The sequence below is a fragment of the Celeribacter halophilus genome (assembly GCF_900114135.1).
GTDB lineage: Bacteria > Pseudomonadota > Alphaproteobacteria > Rhodobacterales > Rhodobacteraceae > Celeribacter > Celeribacter halophilus.
The window spans coordinates 58,360-84,208 of record NZ_FORY01000006.1 but is presented as its reverse complement, the minus strand read 5'-3'; the positions used below and the strand labels follow the sequence as shown (position 1 = coordinate 84,208).

Sequence of the window (25,849 nt, the reverse complement as noted above, 5' to 3'; positions counted from 1 at the left end):
TCTCACTCCGCCGCGAGAGACATCCGGTGATCGGCCTGTGCCAGTCTTTGTCCGGCCTGCCCGCTCATATAGGCGATGCGACCGCCGGCGACGGTGGCTTCAATCTCGCGGGTGGTCTGGTTGATGATCACGAAATCCGCACGTTTATCCCGCTCCAGACAGCCCCGATCCGACAGTTTCATGATGCGGGCGGGGGTGGTCGAGATCATCGCCCATGCTGTCGGCAGATTGCAGACGCCCTTGTCGACAAGCGTCCATGCGGCGGCACTCAGGGCGGGGTAGTGGTAGTCGGAGACCAGCGCATCGCAGAGCCCGCGTTCGATCAGTTTCTGCGCGGAAATATTGCCTGATTGCGACCCGCCACGCGCCACATTCGGAGCGCCCATCAGGACCGGATCATCCATCGCCTTGGCGGCGGCGGCGGCTTTTTCGGAGATCGGAAACTCGGCCACGCGCGCGCCCAGAATACGGAACTCCTCGCGGGTTTCCGCGTCCGGATCATCATGGCTGCCATAGGTGACGCCCAGCGTGTCGAAGGCGGCGGACAGGGCGCAGAGATGGCGCGGGACCTCATGTTTGCGGTCTTTGGCGTCACGCAGAAGCTTGATGAATTCTTCCGGTGTGCGCCCGCCACGCTTGGCCCATGCTGCAAATTCCAGCGGGTCTTTCTTGGCGATCTCGATGGCTTCCGGCAGGTGGTTGTTGAAGATCACATAGTCGACGCCAAAGCGCCGGATCGCCGCCACAAGCCGGTCGCGGCTGTCGATCATATGGGTTTCGCAGCGGATTTGCAGGCGAATGTCGATCGGCGCATGGGCTTCAAAGGCCTGCATCTCGGCGAGCAGTTCCTCGGCATAATCGGGTCCACGCAACCCGCCTTCCCAACTCCAGCATTGCGCAAACCATGCGGTCGTCACCCCATGCGCGGCGGCGTCACGGGCGGCGGAGGCGAGACCGGAACGGATCGGAAAGGGCGCGCGCGGGCGAGGGGCGATATGGCGTTCGAAAGCGTCGCCATGCAGGTCGATGATACCGGGCAGGATCAGATAGCCGGAGAGGTCCACCGACGGAAAGCGGCCACGGGTGATATAGCCGTCCTCAATGCTGAGGGTCTGCGGGCGGAGTGTGTTCTCCGTAAGGACGGAGGCACCGGTGAAGCTGAGCGGCGGAAGGAGGGCCATCTGGATACCTGCGCAAAATCTGTGGCGTATTGCCTGTGTCAGATGTTCTACCCAGACATTGTATCGTCCGCGTGACGTTTGACTTTTTTCACAGGCGGATTTCAGTCATCCGGTGTAACCGTCAGCGTGACCCGCTCTCCCGCAAACCATGTCATCCCGCGCTCAATCGGCACGCCGTCAACAGTGGTGTTGAGACTCACCGTGCGCAACAGAGGATCGCCCTCGCGCAGGCCGAGGTGGAGCGCCTGTGTCGCCGTGGCGCGTTCGGCGCTTACGCGGGTCTCTGATCGCAGGTAGTCTTCGATGCCGATGGATTTGAGCGCGTTGGTGACAGAGCTGATCTCGGTGAAGGCGTCTTTGAGGCCCGTGGTGCGGCTTTCCGGAAAGATCGAAATGAAATGTGCGACGGGGGCGTCTCCGGAGAGGGAAAGTCCTTCATAGACCAAAACGGGGGCGCCTTCGGCCAGTTGCAGCGCCTCTGCTTCGGCCTTGTCGCAGGGGCGGGTTTCGATCCGGAGCACTTTCTTGTGCGGCAACCGACCTGTGGCGCGGATGTTCTGGTGAAAACGCACACGTTTGCCCAGTGGATAGTCCACGGGAGCCGATTGGACAAAGACGCCCGCGCCACGGCGGGAGCGGGTGATGCCGCGTTCTGTCAGGTCGGAGAGCGCATGGCGCACTGTGTGACGATTGACCCCAAACCGTGCGGAAAGCTCGGCCTCGGTCGGCAGTTTGTCACCGGGCCGGTAGTGGCCCTTGGCGATTTCTTCGGAGAGCGTTTCCGCGATGGATTTCCAGACGGGTGTGCGAGGCATGGGGCGGCGTCACCAAAGTTTCATGAATTATTCCTTGCCGAGTCGTTGTGGATCGGCCATGATTTGTCTAGTTGTATAGGAGTTTAGACAACTCCGCAAGCTGTCTAGATGAGAAAGATGAAGCGCATGGGAAAACCGGATAGCCCGCTGTCCCCAGATCAAGAGGCCCGCAAGGCGTGGATGGGGCTTTTGGCCAAATCCGACGCGGCACAGTTGGCCGGGTTGATTGGCCGATTGGAAAACCTGCCAGAGTTCGAATGGTTGCGCCGTCCCGAGGTGGGGGGCGTTATGGTGCGCGGTCGCATGGGCGGCACGGGCGCGCCGTTCAACCTTGGCGAGATGACCGTCACGCGCTGCGCTTTGCGGTTGGAGAGCGGGGAGGTCGGACACGGTTATGTGCAAGGGCGTGACAAGCGGCAGGCAGAGCAGGCCGCGTTGATGGATGCACTGATGCAAGGCCCGCGTGCCGCTGAGTTGCAAGAGACGGTGCTCGCCCCGCTGGAGGCGGCACAGACAGACGTGCGCGAGACCCGCGCGGCGAAAGCTGCCGCGACGAAGGTGGATTTCTTCACCATGGTGAGAGGGGAAGACTGATGCCGGAAAAACATATGAACGAACAAAGTCTGATCGGTGCCTTTGAGGCCCCGCCACAAGATGCCGCGCGGGCCTTTCGGGCCGCATTGGAGGCACTGGCGCGTCCCGGTTCGATCCATGAGATCACAGGCGGCAAAGCGCCCGCGCCAATGTCCGAGGCGGCGGCAACGCTGCTTCTGACGCTGTGCGATCCGGAGACGCCGCTTTACCTGAGCGGCGCGCATGACACGGCAGAAATCCGCGACTGGATCGCGTTCCAGATCGGTGCGCCGATTGTCGCGCCTGCCGAGGCCATGTTCGCGCTGGGCACATGGGAGGCCTTGCTGCCGGTGACGGAGTTCCCGATTGGCACGGCGGAATATCCCGACCGCTCCACCACGCTGATTGTCGAAACGGATGCGCTCCACCAACACGGTGCGCAGCTCACGGGGCCGGGGATCAAGACGGTCGCCAGCCTGTCCCTGCCTGCGCTGGACCCGTTCCGGATGAACGCCGCGCTCTTTCCGCTCGGGCTTGATTTCTACTTCACCTCCGGCACGCAGATCGCCGGTCTGCCGCGCAGCACGCAGGTGTCTGACATGATGGAGACCAACTGATGTATGTGGCGGTAAAAGGTGGCGAGCGTGCCATCGACAATGCACATGCGTGGCTGGCCGAGGAGCGGCGCGGGGATCCCGAGGTTGCGGAACTCGACGTGGCACAAATCCGTGAGCAGCTTGCGCTGGCGGTCAATCGGGTGATGACAGAGGGCTCGCTTTATGATCCCGATCTGGCCGCGCTTGCGATCAAACAATCGCGGGGCGATCTGATCGAGGCGATTTTCCTGATCCGCGCCTATCGCACGACCCTGCCACGGATCGGACATTCGCGTCCGGTGGAGACCGGCGTGATGGCCTGTGACCGGCGCGTGTCTGCGACGTTCAAGGATGTTCCCGGCGGGCAGGTGCTTGGCGCGACCTTCGACTACACGCACCGTTTGCTGGATTTCAAACTGATGGCGGAAGGGGAGGTGCCCGAGGCGGCCAAGGCCGACCCGCGACAGGAACCGACGCCGCATGTCACGAGCTTTCTCAACAAAGAGGGGCTGATCCAGAGCGAAGCGCAGGGTGAGGTTTCGGGCGAGCAAACCCCGCCGGATCTGACCCGCGAGCCGCTGGAACTGCCCGCAAACCGTGCGCTGCGGCTTCAGGCGCTCACGCGGGGCGACGAGGGGTTTATCCTCTCGATGGCCTATTCGACCCAGCGCGGCTATGGCAACAGCCATGCCTTTGTGGGCGAGTTGCGCATCGGACGGGTCGCGGTGGAGATGGACATTCCCGAACTGGGATTTGCCATCGAGATCGGCGAGGTCGAACTGACCGAATGCGAGACGGTGAACAAATTCGCAGGCTCGAAGGTGGAGCCGCCACAATTCACGCGGGGCTACGGGCTGACCTTTGGCCAGACGGAGCGCAAGGCGATTTCCATGGCCTTGGTGGACCGCTCGCTGCGCAGCAAGGAGCTGGGTGTCGAAGTGTCGAACTCGCCCGCGCATGACGAGGAATTTGTCCTCTATCACTGCGACAACATTCAGGCGACCGGATTTCTCGAACATATCAAACTGCCGCATTATGTGGATTTCCAGTCGGAGATGGAACTGGTCCGCAAGATGCGGGCGGAGATCGCCGCCGGACAGGCGCAGGACAGTGCGCAGGAGGCGGCACAATGAGCGACTATAATTTCGCCTATCTCGATGAACAGACCAAACGGATGATCCGCCGTGCGATCCTCAAAGGCATCGCCGTGCCGGGCTATCAGGTGCCGTTTGCCTCGCGTGAAATGCCCATGCCCTACGGGTGGGGGACCGGCGGCGTACAGGTGTCTGCCGCCTGCCTGATGCCGGAGGATACGCTCAAGGTCATTGACCAAGGGGCCGACGACACCACGAACGCCGTGTCGATCCGCAAGTTTTTCGAGAAGACCGCTGGCATTGCTGTGACGGAGAAAACCCGCGCCGCCACGGTGATCCAGACCCGCCACCGCATCCCCGAGGAGCCGCTCGCGGAGGGGCAGATCCTTGTCTATCAGGTGCCGATCCCGGAGCCACTGCGCTTTCTGGAGCCGCGCGAGACCGAGACGCGCAAGATGCATGCGCTTGAGGAATACGGGTTGATGCATGTGAAACTTTATGAGGACATCGCCAAACACGGCCATATCGCCACCTCATATGCCTATCCGGTGAAGGTCGAGGGGCGCTATGTGATGGACCCGTCGCCCATCCCGAAATTCGACAATCCGAAGATGGACATGGCGGCGATCCAGCTTTTTGGTGCGGGGCGTGAACAGCGCATCTATGCGGTGCCGCCCTATACCAAAGTTGTCTCGCTGGATTTCGAAGACCACCCGTTCGACCCGTCGAAAGCCGAGCATCCTTGCGATCTGTGCGGGGCGGAACATACCTATCTGGACGAGGTGATCGTCGATGACGATGGCGGGCGGATGTTTGTCTGTTCCGACACGGATTATTGCGCCGAGCGGCAGGCTTTGGGCCATCGCGGGCGTCTCTCTCCCCCTGAAACGCTTGCCGAGGAGGCCGCGCAATGACCCCGCTTCTTTCTGTCAAAGATGTGCGCAAAACCTATGGCGGGCGGATCGGGTGCACCGATGTGTCCTTTGATCTCTACCCCGGCGAGGTCATGGGGATCGTGGGCGAATCCGGCTCCGGCAAGTCGACTCTTTTGAATTGCATGGCCGGACATCTGCCGCCTGATGGCGGGCAGGTTCTGTTCGACACCCGCACGCGCGGCATGGTCGATACGCTGACCATGTCCGAGCCGGAGCGCCGGATGTTGTCGCGCACGGATTGGGCCTTTGTCCACCAGCACGCCCGCGACGGGCTGCGCATGGGGGTCTCTGCGGGGGGCAATGTGGGCGAACGCCTCATGGCGGTCGGCGCGCGGCATTACGGGCAGATCCGCGAACAGGCGGTGGACTGGCTTGGTCGTGTCGAGATTGATGAGGACAGGATGGACGATCCGCCCTCGGCCTTTTCCGGCGGGATGCAGCAGCGGCTGCAAATCGCACGCAACCTCGTCACGGGGCCGCGGCTTGTCTTTATGGACGAGCCGACCGGCGGGCTGGATGTCTCGGTGCAGGCGCGTCTGCTCGATCTTTTGCGTGGTTTGGTGCGTGAAATGGGCCTGTCCGCGATTATCGTGACCCATGACCTTGCCGTGGTGCGGCTTTTGGCGGATCGTCTGATGGTAATGAAATCCGGCCATGTTGTCGAAACAGGCCTCACGGATCAGGTGCTTGATGACCCGCAACATGCCTATACCCAGCTTCTTGTCTCTTCTGTCTTGCAGGTCTGAGACATGATTTTCGCCTATCGTCCCAGCGAAACCGGTCTTGAGCGCGTGCCCGGCGGCGGTGATCCGAGTGATGAACTCAGAGCCGCGTTGTGGGTCGATCTGCTCAGCCCGCAACCGGCGCAGGTCGCGGCGGTCGAGGCGCTTGGTATTTCCGTGCCGACGCTTGCGGACATGCAGGAGATCGAAGTCTCGAACCGGCTTTACCGCGACGGCAATACCGAGGTTCTGACCATCGTCTTGCCGGGATTGGACAAGCACAAAGAGCCGACGTTCGGCCCCGTCGCCTTTCTGATCACGCCGGAGCGCCTGTTCACCGTGCGCTACCACACGCCGCGCCCGTTCGAGACCTTTGCCGCCCATGCCGGACAGTCGAGCGCGGGCTATTCGGGACGCAGGCGGGTGTTCTTGGGTCTCATCGAGGAAATCGTCGCCCGCATTGCCGACCTTCTGGAAGGGGTGGGCGAGGCGCTGGACCAGCAATCACATGTCGCTTTTCGCGATCCCGAACCGCGTGGCGACGAACTGGCCGATACCTTGCGTGCGCTGGGGCGGCAAAGCGAACAGGTGGCCAAGTATCGCCACGCGCTTCTGACTGTTGAGCGGGCGCTGTCGAGTTTCGGTCTCGGACTTGAGAGCGACAAGGAAAAGGGGCTGCGCGAGGTTCTCAAGGCGCAGGTCAAGGATTGTCAGGCGCTTGCGGTGCATGGCGATTTCCTGTCCAGCCGGATCGCGCAACTGACCGATGTGACGCTCGGCCTCATCAATCTCGAACAAAGTGTGGCGAGCCGTATCCTCTCGGTCGTGGCGGTTCTGTTCCTGCCGCCGACGCTGGTGGCTTCGGTCTATGGCATGAACTTTCCGTTCATTCCGGGGCTCGACCACCCCTATGGCTATCTGATTGCGACCGTCCTGATGATCGGTTCGGCGCTTGGCACTTATCTTCTCTCGAAATGGAAAAAATGGCTGTAATCCGATGATCAAGATCGACAACGTTTCCAAATCCTTCACGCTGCACAATCAGGGCGCGGCAGTCATTCCGGTCATGGACGGGGCCACATTCGAGGTCGGTGCCGGAGAATGTGTGGCGCTCACGGGCAATTCCGGCGCGGGCAAATCGACGCTGATGCGGATGATCTATGGCAATTATCTCTCGGCATCCGGTCACATCTGGACCGGGGACACGGATGTGGCTAATGCCGAACCGCGTGAGATCATCGCCTTGCGGCGGGCCACCTTGGGCTATGTCTCGCAATTTTTGCGGGTTGTGCCGCGCGTGCCGACATTGGAGGTCGTCGCCGAACCGCTTTTGAGCGTCGGTGTGGCGAAAGACGTGGCCTTTGCGCGCGCCCGCGATCTGTTAAGTCGTCTCAACATCCCCGAAACGCTCTGGGGCCTGTCGCCCACGACATTCTCCGGCGGAGAACAGCAGCGCGTCAACATTGCCCGCGGTTTTGCTCATGACTATCCGGCGATGCTTCTGGACGAGCCGACCGCTTCATTGGACGCCACCAACCGCGAAACGGTGTTGAGCCTGATCGAAGAGGCCAAGACGCGCGGCGCGGCGATCATCGGGATTTTCCACGATGCCCCCGCCCGCGACCGCGTGGCGGATCGGGAGATCAACGTCTCTGCCTTCACACCGGCCAAGGTGGCTTGAGCGATGGTGGGGCGTCTTTATGCGGTGGTCGGGCCTTCGGGCGCCGGCAAAGATACGTTGATCGAAGCGGCGATAGAGCGGCGGCGGGATATTGCGGTGGCGAGACGGGTTATCACCCGTCCGACCGAAGCCGGTGGTGAAGAGTTCGAGGGCGTCACGGTCGAAGAGTTCGACCGGCGTCTGGAGGCCGGAGAGTTTGCGCTGCACTGGGAAGCGCATGGTCTCAAATATGGTGTGCCCATCTCGATCGAGACCGCGCTGAACGAAGGGCGCGATGTGTTGTTCAACGGCTCGCGCGCGATCCTGCCGGAAGCCTATGCGCTTTATCCGAACATGGGTGTGATCCTGATTGCCGCCTCGCCGGAGGTGCTGGCAACACGGCTTGCGGCGCGGGGGCGGGAGAGCCGCGAGGAAATCGAAAAGCGACTGGCGCGGGCCGAATATGACATCGCGCCGGGCTTGCCCGTGCGGCGTGTGGAAAATGACGGGGCATTGGAGGCGGCGGTGGGGGCCTTTCTCGCCGCGCTTCAGCCGGAGAGGGTGTAGCGGTGCAACAGGTGGAACCGCCCGTCTTCGGCCTCGCCAAAAAGGCACAATTCGCGGATGTCGAAAGGCACGGGCAAGAGCGGCGTGAGAACGGGGTTGAGCGCGGCTTTGACCGCTTCGGCTTCGGTCTCTGCGAGCTTGCCAGTGAGCGTGAGGTGGAAACGGAATTCCTCCATCACATAGGGGTAGCCCCATTGCCGCAACAGCGCGTCCTGCCGCTCTGTCAGCCCCGCTGCGCGGCGTCGCGCCATATCGGCGTCTGTGAGTGGTGCGCGATGTGGGTCGAGCGCGGTGACGATCTCTCCGGCAAGGGACTCCAGCGCCGCGAGATTGCCCGTGGGCGTGAGCGCCAGAAAGCTGCCGATCCGTGTCAGCGTCAGCCCGTCGAGGGTGACAGGGGCATGGCGGGCGGCGAATGTTTCCAGATCGGCCTCCAGAGCCGCGCGGGTGCCGGTCAGGCGAAACGGCGGCTTCAACGTGCCGTGAAACCCGTATTTGCGTGGCGTGGCGGTGATGTCGCGCACAGGGCGGGGCAGACCGTCAATGTCGGGATGCGTCCGTTCAACACCTGCGGCGGCGTCCCAGCCCAGCCATTGCGCGCAAAACGTGCCGAATTCTCCCGGCGGCGGGGCGTAATAGACCGCATATCTTTTAAATTCTTCCATGCTGCTGCTCTTAGCGCTCCTGTGTCACATGCGTGTGACAATTCTCGGGCAGAGCGGGCCTTCTGACAAGGACAAGACGATGACAGATTTTACACTGACCAATGCCCGGATCGTTCTGGAGACGGAGGTGCTGACTGGAACGCTGCGCGTGGAAGGCGGCATCATCAAGGATGTGAGCACGGGCGGCACGGCGGTGGCCGGTGCGGTGGATGTGGAGGGCGATCTGGTGATCCCCGGCCTCATCGAGTTGCACACGGACAATCTCGAACGCCACATCGAGCCGCGCCCGAAGGTGGACTGGCCGCATCAAGCCGCGATTCTTGCCCATGATGCGGAACTGGCCTCTGTGGGCATCACCACCGTGTTCGACGCCATGCGTGCGGGGTCCATCCACCGCCAGAAAGGCGATGCAGGCTATCACAAATATGCCCGCAGCCTGTCGCACGAGTTGATGCATCTGCGCGATCTTGGCGCTTTGAAAATCAGCCATTTTCTGCATCTGCGGGCCGAGGTGTGTTCGGAAACGCTGGAAGAGGAATTGGCCGAGTTCGGGCCGGAGGATCGTGTGGGGCTGGTGTCGCTCATGGATCACACGCCGGGCCAGCGGCAGTTCCGTGACCTGTCCAAGCTCAAGGACTATGTGCAGAAGAAACGTGGCATGACAGATGCCGAGTTCGACGACCATGTGAACCACCTCTACGAGTTGCGCGACACATTTGGCGCACGTCACGAAGCCGTCGCCGTGGCGGAGGCAAAGCGTTTGGGTGCGGTTCTGGCCTCCCATGACGACACCACCGCCGAGCATGTCGAAGTATCGCGCCGGCACGGGGTGCGTGTGGCGGAGTTCCCGACGACCGTTGAGGCGGCGCAGGCCTGTAAGCTGCACGGCATTGCGGCCATGATGGGGGCCCCGAACCTAATTCGCGGCGGCTCGCACTCCGGCAATGTCGCGGCGCATGATCTGGCTGAACGCGGGCTTTTGGACATTGTGTCTTCGGATTATGTGCCGTCGGCGCTGATGTCATCGGCGATTCTGCTGGCGGATTTGTGGGATGATCTGCCCCGCGCGATTGCCACGGTGAGCGCCAATCCGGCGAAGGCGGTGGGGCTGTCTGACCGTGGCCGGATCGCACCGGAGCTTCATGCCGATCTGGTGCGGATCGCCCGCATCGAAGGCACGCCGGTGGTGCGCGGTGTCTGGTCTCACGGGCGTCAGGTGGGCTGAGGCTTAAAGTTTCTGTATATTCAGGCCACCTCGCCATTGGGCAAGGTGGCCATCGGACCGGATGCGATCACATCGGCATGTTGATCCTTGAGTCTCTGAACAGCTTAGTCCTTCAAGGCGTTTTCAACCGCCAGTTCGGCCATTTTCAAAATCGCCTCGCGGCTGCTGGCTGCGGCAATGAACAACCCGTTGTGGCAGAATTTCGCACCTTTGACGCCCGAAGCGACCTCCAGTTCCGCGCCGCTCAGACCGGCCCATGCCGCCGGAAGGTCGGCGCGCTGCTCGAAGCCTTCGTCATATTTGCGGATGCCGCCAATGGTCCAGTCGCCACCGCGCGGGGTGATGACGAAGAGCAGGTGATCGGCTTGGGCTTTCGTGACGGCGGGGCGGAAGGGCATACCCATCGGCAGTTCAAGGATCGCACTGTCTCCTGCTTTCTCGATGACGTCCATCACCATCGCCTCGGCGCGTAGTTTGGCCGCGCTGCGGTTGACACGTGCTTCGACAAAGCTGCGGGCTATGGCGACCGCGCCGTGGAACGCTTTTGTGTCGCGGTCTTCGCCTGTGTCGTCGAACACGGGTTTCAGGGTTTCGATCAATCCGGGCAAGGCAAGGGAAGAAAAGACACCGGCTTCCGAGAGGCTTGTCGCGCCATTGTCGACCAGATCGACCGGCAGGACAAAGGACGCGTCGAAAGAGCCGTGGACCATGGCGAGGTGGTCTTCGGGAATGTCGAAGCTGCGCAGATAGTCCAGCCCGAAATGTTTCCAGATCAGCCCGAAGGAACTGTAAGGCTCGCCGGACTCGCGCAGAGGCGCGCCACGTTGGTGATGGTCGAAAATCCGCACTTCGGGATCATAGGCCCCGCCGACATCATAGATGACGCGGTCGGCCTGCGGTGTGATCCACTCAGCGCTGCGGCTGCGGATGACTTGGGCCTTCGGGAAAAGGCGGCTCAGAATGACGGTGGAGAGGACTTCATCGGCGTGAAATCCGCCCGAATGTGTGACGAGGAACTCGGGGGCTGAAACGGTCATAGGCGGATATGCTCTGTGTCAATGAAAGGGAAACGCGCAGCCCCTCTACCGTCTTTTGGCCTCAGCGTGAAGGGCGTGCAGCGTTTCATTTGCCGCCATGTGCGAGAGTGTGCCTCTCAGAGGTCGGGATGCGCGGCGCTGGCTTGCGGCAAAATCCACGGGCCACCGGTGGGCGGGGCCGTGTTGGTCCGCACGGTGCAGCCATAGCTGGCGGAGAGGGCGGCATCGGTGAGCACCTCTTCGGGCGTGCCGTCCGCGCGCAACTGCCCCTCGCTCAACAAGGTCACACGATCCGCGAACATGGCGGTCAGGTTCAGGTCGTGCATCACGGCAATCACCCCGCCGCCCCGCTGCGCATAGTCGCGGGCGATCTCCATCACAGTGAGCTGATGCCCGATGTCCAGCGCAGACACCGGTTCGTCGAGGATGAGCCAGCGCGGATGCCCGTCCAGCACAGGTTCCCAGATTTGCACCAGAACACGGGCCAGTTGCACCCTCTGCCGTTCCCCGCCGGAGAGTTCCTGCGCCATGCGGCCTTCGAACCCCTCCAGCCCGACCCTTGCGAGCGCGGCTTGGGGCAGGTGGTCCAGCCCGTCCGCGCGTCCTGTGGACAGCCCTGCGGTCAGGCCCAGCCGCACCAGTTCCAGCACGGTGAAGGGAAAGGCGATATTGCCCGACTGCGGAAGCACCGCGCGGCGTTGCGCGAGGTCGAGCGCGGAGAGGTGATGCAGCGGCACACCGTCGAGACTCACATCTCCGGTGAAATCCTGTTCGCCGGTCATGGCCCGCAAGAGTGTCGTTTTGCCCGACCCGTTCGGGCCGACAATGGCCGTCACTTCGCCTGCGCGGGCGGAGAAATTGACGCGGTCCAGCACTTTGCGCGTGCCGAATTGCACGGTGATCTCGGAGGCCACAAGCATATCAGTTCTCCAGCAAGGCGCGGTTTTTCAGCAGGATCCAGAGGAAGAACGGCCCGCCCAGACAGGCGGTGACGATGCCGATGGGCAGTTCGGCCGGGGCCACGGCCAGACGGCTGACCATATCCGCGAGCAACAGCATGATTGCGCCCAGAAGGGCCGCGTTGGGCAAGAGGTTGCGATGTTCGGGGCCTTGGATCAGCCGCAAAAGATGCGGCACCACGATGCCGATAAATCCGATCCCGCCGGTGATGGCGACTGATGCGCCGACAGAGCCCGCGACAGACAGGATCGCGATGCGCTTCATCTTTTGCGTGTCGATCCCCATGTGGGAGGCGACCGCCTCGCCAAGCGCCAGAGCATCAAGTGAGCGCGCCAGAAAGGGGGCCGTGACAAGGGCCAGCGCGATGATCGGCCCTGCGGTCAGAAGCTTTGCCCAAGTCGCACCGGCTACCGATCCCATGCCCCAGAAGGTCAGGTCGCGCAGCTGGTCGTCCGTGGCTTTGTAGACGATGAAACCGGTGAGTGCGCCGGTGAGCGCCCCCAGCGCAATCCCTGCCAGAAGCATGGTTGCAACAGAGGTGCGCCCGCCGCGCGTGGCGATTTTGTAGAGCACAATTGTGGAAACCCAACCGCCAGAGAAGGCCGCCAGAGGGATGAGATAGGCCCCCACGAGGTTTTGCAGCGCCAGCGGCAAAAGCCCGCCCAGAACGATGGCGGCCACGGCTCCGAATCCCGCGCCAGCCGAGACGCCGACAAGGCCCGGATCGGCTAGAGGATTGCGGAACAGCCCCTGCATCACCGCGCCCGCCACGGCGAGCGCCGCGCCGACCAATGCGCCTGTGAGCACGCGCGGCATACGGATGTCCCAGACCACAGTCATATCCACGCGGCTGACCTCGCCAATGCCGAACTTGGCAAGCAGTGCGCCGATGACATCGGTTTCACCTGCAGCCCCCCAGCCGAGCCCCATGAGCATGGTCAGCCCCAGCACGATGATCAGCGCCATGCGCAAGGCACGGGCTTTGGCGCGGCGGTCTCCGGCAACCGGGCGGGGCTGTGCGAACGGGCGGGTGTCGGCGATGGTCATGGTTTACCCTTTTTTTGCGGTAGCGGTCCGGAGTGCGTCATGCAACGCGCGGGCAAATTCGGCCGTGCGCGGCCCAAAGCCCAGAGCTGCCGGATCAATGCGGACAAGTGCGCCGTTTTCACCCGCAGGGGTTTGCGAAATGGCGGGCAGGGACAGGATGTCGTCCTGACCGTGATCCATCTCCGGCGTTCCGGTGCGGGTCATCATCAGGATCACATCCGGCGCGGCGGCGATGATCGCCTCGTCGCTCATGATCTTGTAGCCCTGATAGGCCTCCGCCATGACATTTTCGGCCCCTGACAGGGCGATGATCCCATCGGCTCCTGTGCCCGATCCGGCGACATTGAGGCGGCCCCCCTGATTGGACAGGATGAACAGCACACGCGGCGGAGTGTCGGCGGCGTCAATGGCGGCGTGGAGGTCTTCGAACTGTGCTTGGACCTTTGCGGCCAGCGCATCGGATTTGTCACGGACGCCCAGAGCCTCGCCCACCGTGTGGATCGCGGCAATTACGGAGGCTTCGGAAAACCCGTCTTTCACAGGGACCAAGGGAATGGCGGCGGCGCGAAGCTGGTCGAGCACCTCGGGCGGGCCAGCCGTGTCGCGGGTGACGATCAGATCGGGGCCGACCGAGAGCACACCCTCGGCGGAGAGTTGGCGCATGTAGCCGACATCTGGCAGGGCCTCGACCGCTTCGGGATAGGTCGATGTGGTGTCACGGGCCACAAGCCGGTCCTCTTCGCCTAAGGCATAGATGATCTCGGTCACAGGTCCACCGATGGAGACGATGGCGCGGGCCTCGGGATAGCTCTCGGCCGTTGCCACCAGAGGGGCGGACAGCAGTAGAGCGGCACTCAAAAGCAGATGTTTCATGCGTCCTCCGGAAGGTTGGCGAGAATGTCATGCCATTGGGCCAGATCATCCGTGTCGTCCGCGCGCTGCCCGAAACACTGGAAGATCAACCCGCCCTCGGCATCGAAAGCCTCCAGCGAGACGGCGGGGCCGCGTTTCGTCGGTTTGTCGACGACATAAACCTCGGCAATATGATCGCCGCGCAGATGCAGGTTGAAGCGCGGATCGAGGACGTTGAGCCACGGGCCCATAGGTTTGATCGTGTCGAGCGTGCCCCAGTGGATCTGGATATGGCCGCGATTACCGACAAAGAGGATCACCTTTTGCTGCGCCTCGGAGGTTTTGTGGAGAAAGCCCTCCACCGCAGAGGGCGCGATTTTGCGCACGAAAGGCGCTCCCGCGAGACGATAGGCGCCCAGACGGTTCATGCCGAGTTTCGAGGCCAACCGGTTGAACTGATGCGTGTCGGTCAGACCCTTCCAGCCTTCCACAAGATCATCGCGTTTCTCCGCATTGATCTTGGCCCCTTCAACCGGCGGGCGTGGCGCGACGGTGATTTCGGGGCTTTGGGTCTCAAGCTGCAACACATCGACGAGCGGTTGCCATGCGTCATGGTTGGATGTGTCGCGCAGGAATATCTTTTGCAAGGCATCGCCGGACTGGTCGAAGAATTGCAAGGTGCGGCGTAGCCCCTTGGGTGTTTCATTTTCGATAGCAAAGCCGAAGGCCCAGAATTTCGGGAAAATCCGCGTGTCGATCTCTTTGCCGAGAACCATCGCGGCGTGGGGGCCGGATTTGTAGTCCTCGAAGGTGCCGACACGTTCATGCACACAAGAGGCATTCCGCGTCAGCGACATGACCTCGCCCAAGGCGGTCAGGCGCGGCATGACCTCGTCAGGGTGGTGCGCGATGCGGGTGACGGTCATGCCGTCCTGCGTGTCCCCGACATGGGCGGCGACAAGTTCGGCTTCGGAGATGCCGAGACTGTCGGCGAGGTCACGGTCGCGTTTGTCTGTATTGTCTGCCTTGGCGCGGCGGATGTCTTCGGAAGAAAGGGGTTTATTCATAGCGTGGGCCTCACGGGATAGAGTGATGGCGCGCGGGACACGAAGGAAACCCCGCGCGCTGGCTCGGGTCAAAAGACCTTGGCAACTGGTTGGGGGAGGGTGCGGTGGACACAGCGCGGTTTCCCCTGAAACAAATGTCGGAACATAAGGCTGGCAGCCAGGGCGGCGCTTGCAAGTCGCGTTTGGACTATAATGCCTTAGTCATTCTGTCAAGTTTCTATGCGTGCCGTTTTAAAGTATGATTTTGCTTTTCTGTTGCGGCGGCTTCGGCGCGGTTCAACGCATGGTTTCCGTCCGGTTTGATCGCCGTTATAAACGCAGGCATCCTGTGATCCAGTGCCGACAAAGGAGGCTTCCCATGAGCACCGCCACACCCGCAACGCGGTTTCTGGACCGGCACAAGATTTCCTATGATGTGTTCGAATATCCCTATGGCGCGGGAGATGGACCGATTGGTTTGCAAGCTGCCGAGGCGATTGGCTGGTCGCCGGAGCGGGTGTTCAAGACCTTGATGGTCGAACTCGATGGCAAGCCGGCCTGCGCGGTGATCCCGTCCGACCGGAGCCTGTCGATGAAGAAACTGGCCAAGGCACTCAAAGGAAAATCCGCCACGATGATGGAGCCCGCCAAGGCCGAGCGTTTGACGGGGTTTCATACCGGAGGGATCAGCCCCTTTGGTCAGAAGAAAGCAGTGCCGGTGCTGTTTGACGACACGGTTCTGACGGTCGAGCATCCGGTGATTATCAATGGCGGCAAGCGCGGGCTGATGGTCTGTCTCGACCCCGTGCCTGCTGTTTCCGCACTTCGGGCACAAGTGGCGGCGATTTCGATTCTGTGAGCCCTCGGGAGGGATGGTCTTGTCTGGCTGCGGCTTTCGGGCGACACAACCGCATGTTGAAAAGGCGCGTCCTGTCCAGAAAAGCGTTAACAGCGCGAATCGCCTGTGCTAACGTCGCTGTAATAAAAAGAATTTAGGCAGGCATATAGGCAATGAAGACGGGCTTTTCAGGCACGTTTGTCATCGCGTGGACGCAAGGGGAGCTTGACGGGCTGACCTTTGCGCCGCTTTCGGCGTTGACCGTTGGCGCGACGTGGCGTTGGACGGGGGAGGCTGTATGTATCGACGGTGCACGCGATGTCTACGTTTTGGAGAATGCAATCGGGCTGGCTGAGCTACATCAGCGGGCCGCGCAATCCGTGCGCCGGATGATCGGTGCGGCTTTGGGCGACGCTCCCGCCTATCAGGACGGTGAGACTCGCGCGCGTCTTTTCAATGGCGGGTTCGATGTGACGGACGGCCTCAAGCGCTATGAAATCTCTTTGATCGATATGCCGGACCTTGGAGCACCCTTGCTGATGTTCCTTGGCGAGATGCCCCCTGCGGAGACCGACCTCTGGGTGGTCTCTGTCCATGTGGACGCGGAGGCGGATACGCGGGAGGCACAGCCTGGCGGGGTGATTTGTTTCACGCCGGGAACCAGAATTCTGACGCCGGAAGGGCCGCGTCCCGTCGAGGCTTTGCGCGAAGGCGACAGGGTGCAAACCAAGGATAACGGGGTGCAGAGGCTGCGCTGGATCGGCCAGCGGCACATTTCGGGTGCGCGTCTTTATGTCATGCCGCAACTGCGTCCGATCCTTTTTCGGGCAGATGCTCTGGGCATGGGTGAGCCGGATGAAGATCTGATTGTTTCGCCCCAGCACCGGATGGTGCTGCGTGGGCAGGCGGCGCGTGACCTGTTCAATGCCGACGAAGTGCTGGTCTGCGCCAAGGACTTGGTGAATGACCGCTCGATTATCGTCGAGCGCCAGATCAGGGAGCTGGATTATATCCATCTGTTGTTTGACGCCCATCAGGTGATTTTCGCAAACGGGCTGGAGACGGAGAGCTTCCACCCCGGATTTGCCGATCTGGACGAGGTGTCGCCGCGCCAGCGTGAGGCTCTGCTGGCGCGTTTCCCCTATCTTGCCACACATACCGAAGATTACGGTCCTGCCGCACGGCGCACGCTCACAGCGGCGGAAACGGCGATCCTGTTGCATAAGGTGGCATGAGGGGCTGGGCGCGGCTTCGAAAAGATCGGCGGGTGGCTTGACACCCTTCGGATCGCCTGTATAAGCCCGCCATCCGGTGTGCAGCGATGTGCGCTGGGTATTCATTGGTGTTGGTGGCCCTCGCAAGAGGAACCCTGTCAACCCGGGGAGCGGCTCAGACCGTCCGGGGAGAGGACAACGCCCTTCGAAATTTTTAGAAGGAGACCAGCCGTGACCAAACGCACGTCTGCCAAGTACAAAATCGACCGCCGTATGGGCGAAAACATCTGGGGCCGTCCGAAGTCCCCGGTCAACCGTCGCGAATATGGCCCCGGCCAGCACGGTCAGCGCCGCAAGGGCAAACTGTCCGACTTCGGCCTGCAACTGCGCGCCAAGCAAAAACTCAAAGGCCACTACGGTGACCTGACCGAGAAACAATTCCGTCGCATCTTTGCCGACGCCGAGCGTCAAAAAGGCGATACCGGTGAAAACCTCATCGGTCTGCTCGAGTCCCGTCTCGACGCCGTTGTTTACCGTGCGAAATTCGTGGCAACTGTCTTTGCTGCCCGTCAGTTCGTGAACCACGGCCATGTGCTCGTGAACGGCAAACGTGTGAACATCCCCTCCTACCGTGTGAAAGAGGGTGACGTGATCGAAGTGCGCGACAAATCCAAACAGCTCGCTGTTGTGCTTGAAGCAACGCAACTGCCCGAGCGTGACGTTCCGGATTACATCGACGTTGATCACTCCAAAATGGTTGCAACCTTCGTGCGCAAGCCGGGCCTCTCCGATGTGCCTTACGCTGTGCAGATGGAACCGAACCTCGTCATCGAATTCTACGCTCAGAACTAAGTCTGGGCCGAAAATCGAAGATTTAGGAAAGGCTGCCCTTTGGGGCGGCCTTTTTTCATGGGCGAGGGGGCTGAAACCGACGCCCTAAAGCAACATCTGCACATGCGGTGTTCATCTGTCTGGCAATGTCTCTCTTGCGGCGCTAAGAGAGGCGGAGAATTCTATGCGAGTGTGGACTAATGACCCGTTTGATCGAACCGCAACCCGGCATCCTTGACATCTCTCTGTATCAGGGGGGCGCCAGCCATGTGCAGGGCGTCGACAATGTGATCAAGCTGTCGTCGAACGAAAACCCGTTCGGTGCGCCTGAAAGCGCAAAGACAGCCTTTGCCAAGGCGGCACATAATCTGCATCGCTATCCGAACACGGATCACGCCAGCCTGCGCAAAGCAATTGCCGAAGTGCACGGGCTGGATGCCGAGCGTATCATCTGCGGTGTGGGCTCTGACGAGATCATCACTTTTCTATGTCAGGCCTATGCGGGCGTGGGCGATGAGGTGATTTACACCGAACACGGGTTCTCCATGTATAAAATTTCCGCCAGCGCGGCAGGGGCACAGCCGGTCTGTGTGCCGGAGCATGAGCGTGTGGTGGATGTGGATGCCATTCTGGCGGCCTGCACCGAGCGCACCAAGCTGGTGTTCATCGCGAATCCGGCCAACCCGACCGGCACGATGATCGGCCAGCGTGACATTGCACATCTGGCCGCGAATATGCCGACGCAGACGATTCTTGTGCTGGACGGGGCCTATGCCGAATTTGTCGAGGGGTTCGATGGCGGCGCGGCTTTGGTCGAGGCGCGGGACAATGTGGTGATGACGCGGACATTCTCGAAAATCTACGGTCTGGGCGGGGTCCGTGTCGGTTGGGGCTATGGTCCGAAAGACATCATCGACGTGCTGAACCGAGTCCGTGGGCCGTTCAACCTGTCGGAGCCGCAACTGGCCGCCGCCGAAGCCGCCGTGAAAGATCGCGACTGGGTAGAAAAATGCCGCGAAGACAACACGCGGCTGCGGGCATGGCTGGCCGAAGCACTGATGGAGCTGGGCGTGCCTTCGGATACGTCTTGTGCAAACTTTATTCTGGCGCGGTTTCAGGATCAGGCCGAAGCCGAAGCCTGTGACGAATTCCTCAAACAAAACGGCATCATCGTGCGTCGCGTGGCGGGCTATGGCCTGCCGAATTGTCTGCGCATCACGGTGGGGGACGAAGCCTCCTGTCGTCGGGTTGCCCATGTGATCGGTCAGTTCCGCGGAGAGCAGGCCGGTGTATGAAGCTGTGTCCAAGGTGATGTATAACCGCGTGGCCCTGATCGGTTTGGGGCTAATCGCGGGGTCCATGTCCTTGGCCATGCGGCGTGCGGGCGTGGCGGGAGAGATCACGGGTTATGCCCGCTCACAGGCCACCCGGGACACGGCGCGCGAAATCAATCTTGTGGATCGGGTCTGCGACACGGCTGTCGAGGCGGTGAAAGATGCGGATCTGGTTGTGCTGGCCGTGCCTGTGGGTGCGATGGGGCCGGTGATGGCAGAGATCGAAGCCACGCTCAAACCGGGGGCGATTGTCACGGATGTGGGCTCGGTGAAGAAATCCGTGCTCGACGCCGTGCTGCCGCATATTCCCGAAGGCGTCCAGTTTATTGGCACACACCCGATGGCAGGGACCGAACATTCCGGCCCGCGCGCGGGGTTTGCCGAGCTGTTTGAGAACCGCTGGTGCCTGATTGTGCCTTCCGAGACGGCGGATGAGGCCGAGATCGAAAAGCTCGAATCCTTCTGGTCCGCTCTGGGTGCAAATACCGAGCGCATGACACCTGAGCATCATGACACGGTTTGCGCCGTGGTGTCCCATGTGCCGCATTTGATCGCCTATACGATGGTGGGGGTCGCCGATGACCTGAGACGTGTCACGGATCAGGAAGTCATCAAATTCTCTGCCGCCGGTTTTCGTGATTTCACCCGCATTGCGGCCTCCGACCCGACCATGTGGCGCGATGTGTTTCTGACCAACAAAGACGCGGCGCTGGAAATTCTCGGACGGTTCACCGAAGAGTTGTTTGCCCTACAACGCGCCATTCGCACGGGCGACGGCGATCACCTTCATGACTATTTCACCCGCACCCGCGCCATCCGTCGCGGCATTATCGAAGCGGGGCAGGACACCGATGCGCCTGATTTCGGACGGGCGAAAAAGGGCGAGTAAGACCGTTCGGACCTCTGTTCCTGCGCACTAGGCGCTCACCGGATCATGATGCGCGGGGCAGGACCCAGAGGGATAAATCCCAGCGAGATCATCCCGTCTTTCAACGTCAGTTCCGCATCAATCGTATCCTTGCGACCGGACAGCCCCGCCAGCATTTCACCGGCGCGCAGGGTGAGATTGCTGATGTTCTCAGGGATCGCGCCCACCGAAATCGCCAGTTCGATCATCTCGCGCCAGTTCTCCGCCTTGATTGCCAGCTTGCCGATCGGATAGCCCCGCGCGTCGATGTCGAAAGCACCGGCCAGTTTCAGGTCAAGCTCTCCCCAATGGGCCGAGAGCGTGGTGAGATCGATATGGGTGGGTTGCGGGCGCGGCCCTTCGAGTGCGTGAATGTTCCACGGCCCGTCGAATGTGGCCTGCATGTCCAGATCAAGCGCTTCGAACCGGTCCGAGAGAAGACCCTCGGGGTCCAGCCCGTCGATCAGCCCGCCGGTGGGGGCGAAGCCCTCGACATGGAGCGCAATGTCATGGGTGAGCGGATCGTCTGCCTGACGCTGGGTGGTGATCTCGCCGCTTTCAAGCGTGAACCCCCATGTCGCCGTGGAGGCAACGCGCATGCCTTGCAAGCTGAGCGCGGCATGATCGAGCGTGAGGCTGGGGCCGGGGTCGACGAAAAGCTGCGCCTCGGCCAAGTCCTGTGTGATGTCGAGGCGTTGATAGGGGGAGGCCAGCGTGACCTCGGGGGCCATGCGCAGGGTGAAACGTGTCGGGCGGTGGCTCTGGCTGAGAATCTCGATGCGCGGCGTCGAAAGCGCCACACCCGTGCGCGGATCGGCCAGCTGCGGCTCAAGAATCTCCGTGTCGAAACGGGTCGGGAAACCGCCGGTCTTGATGTCGGCCACCTCGGCCTGCCAGCCTTCGGAGGCGCGGCTGTCGATCCATGCGGCGATGGCGCTTTCCGTGCCTTTCGCACCGATCATCCAGTAACCGCTGTAAATCACCACGGCGGCCAGAAGGAGCCAGAACAGTTTGCGCATCTTCACCTCTTGTAAGTGGATCGGGCTTTTCATTCCTGCCCGCCCCGTATTTAAAACCTTTGGTGACGAACTTGAGATACAAGTCGATTTTGAAAGGCCTGCGACATCGTTATGTTGTGCTGCACTTCAGGAAAGCCTGTGACACAGGTGTTCGGGAAGTGCTTTCACACCCGTATTAACCGCGGGCGGAGGGGCTGGAAAGACGGCAATGAGGAAAAGACGATGACAGGCGATCACGCGTTGGTCAGGGACGGTTTCTGGGTCTTTGGCTATGGCTCCCTGATATGGAATCCGGGGTTCGAATTTACCGAGCGCCGCCCAGCGACACTTTCAGGCTATGCGCGGAGCTTTTGCATGTGGTCGATCCATCATCGCGGCACGCCGGAGGCGCCGGGGCTGGTGCTGGCGCTGGACGAGGACGAGAGCGCCCAATGTCACGGGCTGGCCTTTCGTGTCGGGCCGGAAGTGGCGGCGGGCACTCTGGATTATCTGCGGGAACGCGAACTGGTCTCCTCGGCCTATCTCGAACGCGAAGTGGTCTTGCGGTTAGAGGACGGGCGTGACCAAAGTGCACTGGCCTATGTCGTCGATCCGGACCATGTGCAATATACGGGGTCTTTGAGCCTTGAGCGGCAGGCCGAGGTGATCGCTTCTGCGACAGGCGGGCGGGGGCCGAATTGCGACTATCTTTTCTCCACCGCGCGGCATCTGGCCCAGATCGGCATGGAAGATCCGGAGCTGACCGAGCTCTCTGATATGGTGCGCCATCGCTTAAATGCCTGATACACGAAATCGCGTGTTGGCATTGGGGGCCTCTTGCCCCTATCGTGGCGGTAACAGGAACTGACAGGTCAGGACAGGGTCAATGGACCAACCCGATCGCGAGGCCGAGCTTAAATTCTTCTCTCAACCCGTGCGGCAGATCACTATGATGATCATTGTCCTCGGGCTGGTCTCTTTCGGCTTTTACATCGCTTTGCCGCGCGTCGGTCCGGTGTTTCTTGCCAATCCCTATCTCAACGGCTTTATCGCCGTCGTGTTCATCATCGGCATTCTCGCCTGTTTCCTTCAGGTGGTGCAACTTGTCGCGTCGGTCAACTGGATCGAACGGTTCACGGGGCAGCGCCCGAATGTGCCGGGCAAGGCCGCACCGCGCCTCTTGGCCCCGTTGGCGGCCCTCCTGCGCGACCGCAATGCGCGGACCCAGATTTCGTCATCTTCGGCACGCTCCATTCTGGATTCTGTGGCCACGCGGATCGACGAAGCCCGCGATATCACGCGCTATATTGCCAACCTTCTGATTTTCCTTGGCCTTCTCGGGACGTTCTACGGGCTGGCCACTACGGTTCCGGCGCTGGTCGAAACCATCCGCTCCCTGTCTCCGTCAGAAGGGGAGGGCGCAAGTGATGTGCTGGGCCAGCTTATGAGCGGGCTGGAGAACCAGTTGGGCGGGATGGGCACGGCCTTTGCCTCCTCGCTTCTGGGTCTCGCGGGCTCGCTCGTCGTCGGTATGCTGGAACTTTTCGCCTCCCATGGGCAGAACCGCTTTTTCCGCGAGCTTGAAGAATGGCTTTCGACCATCACGCGCCTTGGTGTGGCGGGCGATGGCGACGGGGATGATCTGTCGGGGGCCGTGGCGGTGCTGGACCACATGGGCCGCCAGATGGACGAGCTTCAGGGGCTTTTCGCCCGTTCCGAGGCTGGACGCATGGAAACCGGTGCGCGGCTTGAACGGCTTGCCTCCTCCATTGATACGATGGTCACGCGGGCGGATCGGGAAAACAACACGGTGCAGGTGTTGACCCGTGTGGCGGAGGGGCAGGAACGGCTTCTGGCGGCATTGCAAGCCCGCGATCCAGCCGAAAGCGATGCGCTGGATGCGGAATCCCGTATGCGGCTGCGCTCCATTGACGTGCAGCTTTTGCGCATTCTCGAAGAACTCTCCGCCGGACGACAGGAGAGCCTTGCCGAACTGCGGGCCGAGATTGCCGGTCTGACCCGAACGCTGCGCGACTTGGGTGCGCAGGACCAGCAGGGAGATTGACACATGGCCGTTCTGCGCCGTGCCTCCCATCGCATGTCCGGTTCAATCTGGCCGGGATTTGTGGATGCCATGACGGCGCTCTTGCTGGTGCTGATGTTCGTGCTGACGATCTTCATGGTCGTGCAATCCATGCTGCGTGACCAGATTTCGGGACAGGAACACGAGCTGGACGCGCTGAGTGCGGAATTGAATGTTCTGGCCGATGCGCTGGGGCTGGAACAGCAAAAGAACCTCGGCCTCGAAACTCAGATCGGTGCGCTCAATGCCACCCTGTCCGAGTTGCGTGCCACGGCGGAAGCGCAGAGCGAGACCATCGCCGGTCTGGAAGCGGAGAATACAACGCTCACCGGACGGATTGCGTCTTTTGAGCAACAGGTTGCCAGCCTGATCGCGGAGCGTGATGCCGCCTTGACCGAAGGTGCGCAGTTGGCTGCACAGATCGACGATCTGGAAGCGGCCAAGGCGCAGTTGATCACCGAACAGGAAGCCGCCCAACTCGCGCTGGCTAAAGCCCGCGACGAGATTGACGCTGCCACAGAAGAGGCTCGTCTGGCCGCCGCGCGGCGTGAGGCATTGGAGGCTTTGGTGACGCAGTTGCGCACGGAATCCGAAGACCGCCAGACCGCCTTGGACGCCGCACAGGCAGAGCTGTCGCAGGCGGAGCAGGGCCGGCTGGCCGATGCGGCAGCGTTGCAGGCGCTCAAGGAGCGTTTTGCCAATGCTGATGAAGAACTGACCGCGATGAGCCTCGCTCTGGAAGAAGCACGCAAGGAGGCGGAAGAGACGCTGACGCTTCTGGCCGCGGCTCGCACCGCCCGCGACGAGATGCAGACGCAACTGGATCAGGACATTTCGGAACGCGAAAAACAGGCCGCGCTTTTGGCGACGGCACAGGCGGCTCTGGCCGAGGAAGAGGTCAAGTCTGCCGAGGGTGAACGCAAGCTCGCTTTGTTGAATGCGCAGGTCGAACAGATGCGCAATCAGCTTTCGGCGCTGCAATCGACGCTGGATGTGCGCACGGCGCGGGATGCGGAAAATCAGGTGCAGATTGACAGCCTGACCCAGAGGTTGAACACCGCCTTGGCACAGGTTGCCGCCGAAGAACGCGCCCGTGCGGTGTTGGAAGAGGCGGAGCGCAAGCGGCTGGAGGAAGAGGCCAAGACGCTGCAGAATTACCGGTCCGAATTTTTTGGCCGTATGCGTGAGATTCTCGGCAATCGCGAAGGCGTCCGGATTGTGGGCGACCGTTTCGTGTTCAGTTCCGAAGTGCTGTTCGAGCCCGCCTCTGCGGACCTCAATGATGAGGGCAAGGCGCAGATTGCGCGTGTGGCCGCGATCCTGTCGGAGGTGTCGTCAGAGATACCGCCGGAGATCGACTGGGTCATACGCGTTGACGGGCACACGGACAAAACGCCTTTGTCCGGCAGCGGTGCCTATCGCGACAACTGGGAGCTGTCACAGGCGCGGGCGCTGTCCGTGGTGCGCTATATGTCTGAAGTGTTGGGCTTCGATCCGTCGCGGCTGGTCGCGGCAGGGTTCGGGGAATATCAGCCGGTGGCAGAGGGCGACAGTCCCGAAGCATTGGCGCAGAACCGCCGGATCGAGTTGAAGCTGACGGAGAAATAGCGGTCCGTTTGGCCTTCAGGGTGTGATCTGAAACCGTTCCTCGCGCTGGTCGATCAGCGTGTCATCGCGGATCATTTGCACCGTGGCGCTATAGCCGCCCACAGGCCATGAGCCGGGATTGCGCTTGCCCACGGCGCGGAACTGGCGCGCTTGGGTCTTGTCGAGGGTGCTGTCCTGACTGACGACCTCGCCTTCCGGCCCGAAAATAGACAGGCGCAGAATGTCGCCCGCGCGACCACCATAAGAGAACCCGTAGACCACAAGCGCAGGGCTGTCGGAGGTCAGAACTGTGGCCGCAGCGGTTCCGGCTTTGACGGCGTCATAGTCGGGCACTTCTGTCGCGACACCGACGTCGATCAGCCCGCCGGCGTGATAGATCATGTCGCGGTTCCAGAGGGTGCCGCTGAGGATCGCTTCGGTGCCGCAGGCCACGGTGCCGGAGGGGTTGAACGGGTCCACGACCTTGCCGTTGTGGCGCACCGAAAGGTGCACATGGGGGAACTGGCTCATGCCGGACAGGCCGACCTGTCCCAGCACGGTTTTCGCGGAGACACGGTCGCCTTTCTTGACCGCGACAGAGCCTTTTCGCATGTGGCAATATTGCGTAACCCAGCCGTCGCCATGATCGACGACAACCCCGTTGCCGCATTCCTTGCCCGTCACATCCGGCGCGTCTTCGCTGCCATAGGGAATGTCCTCCATGCCATCGCGGGTGCCCAACACCGTGCCGGGCGCGGAGGCAAAGACATCAACGCCGCTCCAGAGGTCGGTCATCGCAGGGAGGGCGAAATCCGTGCCCTTGTGCCCGTCATAGGACAGGGTGCCACAGGTGAAATCGGCCGCGCCGGGACCGGGGTCCGTGTCGACATAGCTCTGGATATAACAGGTTTCGCCCAAGATGCAGTCCAGCGGTGGTGACAAGACAGGATCACGCGCCAGCGCAGGCGTGGCCAAAAACGCGGCGATCAGGGCGAGGGTTGGAAAGGTCTTGGTCATGTCATGCAAGCTGGCGTTGATAAAAAGCCCCGTCAAGATGACAGGGCTTTTTGCAGTGCTTTTCT

27 protein-coding genes are annotated in these 25,849 nt (G+C 61.7%); 17 read left to right on the top strand and 10 right to left on the bottom strand.

Translation table 11 applies throughout. The features are described 5' to 3' along the window. Positions 1 to 2: 2 nt before the first annotated feature. Together BM152_RS07845 and phnF are read right to left on the bottom strand one after the other, a co-directional pair. Entirely contained in the window at positions 3 to 1,181 is a 1,179-nt protein-coding gene (locus BM152_RS07845) for an alpha-D-ribose 1-methylphosphonate 5-triphosphate diphosphatase (RefSeq protein WP_066607101.1), read from the bottom strand. Between the two features lie 101 nt (positions 1,182 to 1,282). Beyond that, positions 1,283 to 1,996 carry a phosphonate metabolism transcriptional regulator PhnF gene (gene phnF, locus BM152_RS07840; protein ID WP_066607106.1) on the bottom strand — a complete coding sequence of 238 codons (714 nt, stop codon included), beginning with the start codon at positions 1,994 to 1,996 and terminating at the stop codon, positions 1,283 to 1,285. 126 nt (positions 1,997 to 2,122) lie between these two features. On the opposite strand from phnF, the gene phnG reads away from it, so the two are divergent. Genes phnG through phnN form a run of 8 tightly spaced genes read left to right on the top strand, consistent with a single transcriptional unit; the run spans position 2,123 to position 8,143 of the window. Then, the gene (gene phnG, locus BM152_RS07835; RefSeq protein WP_066607107.1) at positions 2,123 to 2,590 is read left to right on the top strand and encodes a phosphonate C-P lyase system protein PhnG; all 468 of its coding nucleotides are present in this window, start codon (positions 2,123 to 2,125) and stop codon (positions 2,588 to 2,590) included. Between the two features lie 14 nt (positions 2,591 to 2,604). Further along, on the top strand, positions 2,605 to 3,186 hold the full coding sequence (gene phnH, locus BM152_RS07830; protein ID WP_066607376.1) for a phosphonate C-P lyase system protein PhnH: 582 nt from the start codon (positions 2,605 to 2,607) through the stop codon (positions 3,184 to 3,186). Next, a complete protein-coding gene (locus BM152_RS07825; RefSeq protein ID WP_066607110.1) occupies positions 3,186 to 4,298 on the top strand; it encodes a carbon-phosphorus lyase complex subunit in 1,113 nt (370 codons plus the stop codon). Before phnH ends, BM152_RS07825 begins: the two co-directional genes overlap by 1 nt. Beyond that, a complete protein-coding gene (locus tag BM152_RS07820; RefSeq protein ID WP_066607112.1) occupies positions 4,295 to 5,173 on the top strand; it encodes an alpha-D-ribose 1-methylphosphonate 5-phosphate C-P-lyase PhnJ in 879 nt (292 codons plus the stop codon). The genes BM152_RS07825 and BM152_RS07820 overlap by 4 nt, the downstream gene beginning before the upstream one ends. Beyond that, on the top strand, positions 5,170 to 5,940 hold the full coding sequence (phnK, locus tag BM152_RS07815) for a phosphonate C-P lyase system protein PhnK (protein WP_066607117.1): 771 nt from the start codon (positions 5,170 to 5,172) through the stop codon (positions 5,938 to 5,940). The genes BM152_RS07820 and phnK overlap by 4 nt, the downstream gene beginning before the upstream one ends. Before the next feature lie 3 nt (positions 5,941 to 5,943). Then, positions 5,944 to 6,909 carry a CorA family divalent cation transporter gene (locus BM152_RS07810; protein WP_066607119.1) on the top strand — a complete coding sequence of 322 codons (966 nt, stop codon included), beginning with the start codon at positions 5,944 to 5,946 and terminating at the stop codon, positions 6,907 to 6,909. 4 nt (positions 6,910 to 6,913) lie between these two features. After that, the gene (gene phnL / locus BM152_RS07805) at positions 6,914 to 7,597 is read left to right on the top strand and encodes a phosphonate C-P lyase system protein PhnL (RefSeq protein ID WP_066607123.1); all 684 of its coding nucleotides are present in this window, start codon (positions 6,914 to 6,916) and stop codon (positions 7,595 to 7,597) included. A gap of 3 nt (positions 7,598 to 7,600) precedes the next feature. Further along, the gene (gene phnN, locus BM152_RS07800; RefSeq protein WP_066607127.1) at positions 7,601 to 8,143 is read left to right on the top strand and encodes a phosphonate metabolism protein/1,5-bisphosphokinase (PRPP-forming) PhnN; all 543 of its coding nucleotides are present in this window, start codon (positions 7,601 to 7,603) and stop codon (positions 8,141 to 8,143) included. Here the strand turns inward: phnN and BM152_RS07795 are convergent. Further along, entirely contained in the window at positions 8,125 to 8,808 is a 684-nt protein-coding gene (locus BM152_RS07795; RefSeq protein ID WP_066607128.1) for a DUF1045 domain-containing protein, read from the bottom strand. The genes phnN and BM152_RS07795 overlap by 19 nt on opposite strands. A 79-nt stretch (positions 8,809 to 8,887) precedes the next feature. Between BM152_RS07795 and BM152_RS07790 the strand changes: the two genes are divergently transcribed. Further along, positions 8,888 to 10,033, top strand: coding sequence for an alpha-D-ribose 1-methylphosphonate 5-triphosphate diphosphatase (locus tag BM152_RS07790; RefSeq protein WP_066607379.1), 1,146 nt, complete (start codon positions 8,888 to 8,890; stop codon positions 10,031 to 10,033). A gap of 104 nt (positions 10,034 to 10,137) precedes the next feature. On the opposite strand, the gene BM152_RS07785 is transcribed toward BM152_RS07790, so the two are convergent. From BM152_RS07785 to BM152_RS07765, 5 genes are all read right to left on the bottom strand, one after another. After that, the gene (locus BM152_RS07785; protein ID WP_066607130.1) at positions 10,138 to 11,070 is read right to left on the bottom strand and encodes an MYG1 family protein; all 933 of its coding nucleotides are present in this window, start codon (positions 11,068 to 11,070) and stop codon (positions 10,138 to 10,140) included. A 116-nt stretch (positions 11,071 to 11,186) separates the two neighbouring features. Then, positions 11,187 to 11,990 carry a heme ABC transporter ATP-binding protein gene (locus tag BM152_RS07780; RefSeq protein ID WP_066607132.1) on the bottom strand — a complete coding sequence of 268 codons (804 nt, stop codon included), beginning with the start codon at positions 11,988 to 11,990 and terminating at the stop codon, positions 11,187 to 11,189. A 1-nt stretch (position 11,991) separates the two neighbouring features. Continuing rightward, complete coding sequence (locus tag BM152_RS07775; RefSeq protein WP_066607134.1) at positions 11,992 to 13,077, bottom strand: FecCD family ABC transporter permease; 1,086 nt, start codon at positions 13,075 to 13,077, stop codon at positions 11,992 to 11,994. A gap of 3 nt (positions 13,078 to 13,080) precedes the next feature. Beyond that, a complete protein-coding gene (locus tag BM152_RS07770; protein ID WP_066607137.1) occupies positions 13,081 to 13,950 on the bottom strand; it encodes a heme/hemin ABC transporter substrate-binding protein in 870 nt (289 codons plus the stop codon). Then, complete coding sequence (locus BM152_RS07765; RefSeq protein WP_066607141.1) at positions 13,947 to 14,996, bottom strand: hemin-degrading factor; 1,050 nt, start codon at positions 14,994 to 14,996, stop codon at positions 13,947 to 13,949. Before BM152_RS07765 ends, BM152_RS07770 begins: the two co-directional genes overlap by 4 nt. Before the next feature lie 358 nt (positions 14,997 to 15,354). Between BM152_RS07765 and ybaK the strand changes: the two genes are divergently transcribed. The 5 genes from ybaK to BM152_RS07740 all read left to right on the top strand — a co-directional run bounded on the left by ybaK (position 15,355) and on the right by BM152_RS07740 (position 20,081). Continuing rightward, positions 15,355 to 15,834, top strand: coding sequence for a Cys-tRNA(Pro) deacylase (ybaK, locus tag BM152_RS07760; protein ID WP_066607145.1), 480 nt, complete (start codon positions 15,355 to 15,357; stop codon positions 15,832 to 15,834). A 152-nt stretch (positions 15,835 to 15,986) separates the two neighbouring features. Further along, a complete protein-coding gene (locus BM152_RS07755; RefSeq protein ID WP_066607146.1) occupies positions 15,987 to 17,048 on the top strand; it encodes a Hint domain-containing protein in 1,062 nt (353 codons plus the stop codon). 210 nt (positions 17,049 to 17,258) lie between these two features. Then, complete coding sequence (rpsD, locus tag BM152_RS07750) at positions 17,259 to 17,879, top strand: 30S ribosomal protein S4 (protein ID WP_066607150.1); 621 nt, start codon at positions 17,259 to 17,261, stop codon at positions 17,877 to 17,879. Between the two features lie 179 nt (positions 17,880 to 18,058). Then, entirely contained in the window at positions 18,059 to 19,153 is a 1,095-nt protein-coding gene (gene hisC / locus BM152_RS07745; RefSeq protein ID WP_066607154.1) for a histidinol-phosphate transaminase, read from the top strand. A gap of 16 nt (positions 19,154 to 19,169) precedes the next feature. Beyond that, entirely contained in the window at positions 19,170 to 20,081 is a 912-nt protein-coding gene (locus BM152_RS07740) for a prephenate/arogenate dehydrogenase family protein (protein ID WP_414835859.1), read from the top strand. Positions 20,082 to 20,116: 35 nt separating this feature from the next. Here BM152_RS07740 and BM152_RS07735 read toward each other — a convergent pair whose 3' ends face one another. After that, positions 20,117 to 21,151, bottom strand: a complete 1,035-nt coding sequence (locus BM152_RS07735) for a DUF2125 domain-containing protein (protein WP_082715435.1) — start codon at positions 21,149 to 21,151, stop codon at positions 20,117 to 20,119. A 189-nt stretch (positions 21,152 to 21,340) separates the two neighbouring features. Between BM152_RS07735 and BM152_RS07730 the strand changes: the two genes are divergently transcribed. The 3 genes from BM152_RS07730 to BM152_RS07720 all read left to right on the top strand — a co-directional run bounded on the left by BM152_RS07730 (position 21,341) and on the right by BM152_RS07720 (position 24,788). Beyond that, a complete protein-coding gene (locus BM152_RS07730) occupies positions 21,341 to 21,901 on the top strand; it encodes a gamma-glutamylcyclotransferase (protein WP_066607161.1) in 561 nt (186 codons plus the stop codon). 82 nt (positions 21,902 to 21,983) lie between these two features. Beyond that, positions 21,984 to 23,162 carry a biopolymer transporter ExbB gene (locus BM152_RS07725; protein ID WP_066607165.1) on the top strand — a complete coding sequence of 393 codons (1,179 nt, stop codon included), beginning with the start codon at positions 21,984 to 21,986 and terminating at the stop codon, positions 23,160 to 23,162. A gap of 3 nt (positions 23,163 to 23,165) precedes the next feature. Continuing rightward, positions 23,166 to 24,788 carry a peptidoglycan -binding protein gene (locus tag BM152_RS07720; protein WP_066607168.1) on the top strand — a complete coding sequence of 541 codons (1,623 nt, stop codon included), beginning with the start codon at positions 23,166 to 23,168 and terminating at the stop codon, positions 24,786 to 24,788. 15 nt (positions 24,789 to 24,803) lie between these two features. Here BM152_RS07720 and BM152_RS07715 read toward each other — a convergent pair whose 3' ends face one another. Beyond that, entirely contained in the window at positions 24,804 to 25,820 is a 1,017-nt protein-coding gene (locus BM152_RS07715; protein WP_331711576.1) for a M23 family metallopeptidase, read from the bottom strand. Between the last annotated feature and the right edge of the window lie 29 nt (positions 25,821 to 25,849).

Excerpts from the sequence above, each read along its gene's own strand:
- phnG (WP_066607107.1), top strand. The coding sequence starts at position 2,123 with ATGGGAAAACCGGATAGCCCGCTGTCCCCAGATCAAGAGGCCCGCAAG.
- BM152_RS07735 (WP_082715435.1), bottom strand. The coding sequence starts at position 21,151 with ATGAAAAGCCCGATCCACTTACAAGAGGTGAAGATGCGCAAACTGTTC.
- ybaK (WP_066607145.1), top strand. The coding sequence starts at position 15,355 with ATGAGCACCGCCACACCCGCAACGCGGTTTCTGGACCGGCACAAGATT.
- BM152_RS07755 (WP_066607146.1), top strand. The coding sequence starts at position 15,987 with ATGAAGACGGGCTTTTCAGGCACGTTTGTCATCGCGTGGACGCAAGGG.
- phnN (WP_066607127.1), top strand. The coding sequence starts at position 7,601 with ATGGTGGGGCGTCTTTATGCGGTGGTCGGGCCTTCGGGCGCCGGCAAA.
- BM152_RS07720 (WP_066607168.1), top strand. The coding sequence starts at position 23,166 with ATGGCCGTTCTGCGCCGTGCCTCCCATCGCATGTCCGGTTCAATCTGG.
- BM152_RS07765 (WP_066607141.1), bottom strand. The coding sequence starts at position 14,996 with ATGAATAAACCCCTTTCTTCCGAAGACATCCGCCGCGCCAAGGCAGAC.
- BM152_RS07725 (WP_066607165.1), top strand. The coding sequence starts at position 21,984 with ATGGACCAACCCGATCGCGAGGCCGAGCTTAAATTCTTCTCTCAACCC.
- phnF (WP_066607106.1), bottom strand. The coding sequence starts at position 1,996 with ATGCCTCGCACACCCGTCTGGAAATCCATCGCGGAAACGCTCTCCGAA.
- BM152_RS07810 (WP_066607119.1), top strand. The coding sequence starts at position 5,944 with ATGATTTTCGCCTATCGTCCCAGCGAAACCGGTCTTGAGCGCGTGCCC.
- phnL (WP_066607123.1), top strand. The coding sequence starts at position 6,914 with ATGATCAAGATCGACAACGTTTCCAAATCCTTCACGCTGCACAATCAG.
- BM152_RS07845 (WP_066607101.1), bottom strand. The coding sequence starts at position 1,181 with ATGGCCCTCCTTCCGCCGCTCAGCTTCACCGGTGCCTCCGTCCTTACG.
- BM152_RS07795 (WP_066607128.1), bottom strand. The coding sequence starts at position 8,808 with ATGGAAGAATTTAAAAGATATGCGGTCTATTACGCCCCGCCGCCGGGA.
- BM152_RS07820 (WP_066607112.1), top strand. The coding sequence starts at position 4,295 with ATGAGCGACTATAATTTCGCCTATCTCGATGAACAGACCAAACGGATG.
- phnK (WP_066607117.1), top strand. The coding sequence starts at position 5,170 with ATGACCCCGCTTCTTTCTGTCAAAGATGTGCGCAAAACCTATGGCGGG.
- BM152_RS07780 (WP_066607132.1), bottom strand. The coding sequence starts at position 11,990 with ATGCTTGTGGCCTCCGAGATCACCGTGCAATTCGGCACGCGCAAAGTG.
- BM152_RS07785 (WP_066607130.1), bottom strand. The coding sequence starts at position 11,070 with ATGACCGTTTCAGCCCCCGAGTTCCTCGTCACACATTCGGGCGGATTT.
- BM152_RS07770 (WP_066607137.1), bottom strand. The coding sequence starts at position 13,950 with ATGAAACATCTGCTTTTGAGTGCCGCTCTACTGCTGTCCGCCCCTCTG.
- BM152_RS07790 (WP_066607379.1), top strand. The coding sequence starts at position 8,888 with ATGACAGATTTTACACTGACCAATGCCCGGATCGTTCTGGAGACGGAG.
- phnH (WP_066607376.1), top strand. The coding sequence starts at position 2,605 with ATGAACGAACAAAGTCTGATCGGTGCCTTTGAGGCCCCGCCACAAGAT.
- BM152_RS07825 (WP_066607110.1), top strand. The coding sequence starts at position 3,186 with ATGTATGTGGCGGTAAAAGGTGGCGAGCGTGCCATCGACAATGCACAT.
- BM152_RS07740 (WP_414835859.1), top strand. The coding sequence starts at position 19,170 with ATGTATAACCGCGTGGCCCTGATCGGTTTGGGGCTAATCGCGGGGTCC.
- BM152_RS07775 (WP_066607134.1), bottom strand. The coding sequence starts at position 13,077 with ATGACCATCGCCGACACCCGCCCGTTCGCACAGCCCCGCCCGGTTGCC.
- BM152_RS07730 (WP_066607161.1), top strand. The coding sequence starts at position 21,341 with ATGACAGGCGATCACGCGTTGGTCAGGGACGGTTTCTGGGTCTTTGGC.
- hisC (WP_066607154.1), top strand. The coding sequence starts at position 18,059 with ATGACCCGTTTGATCGAACCGCAACCCGGCATCCTTGACATCTCTCTG.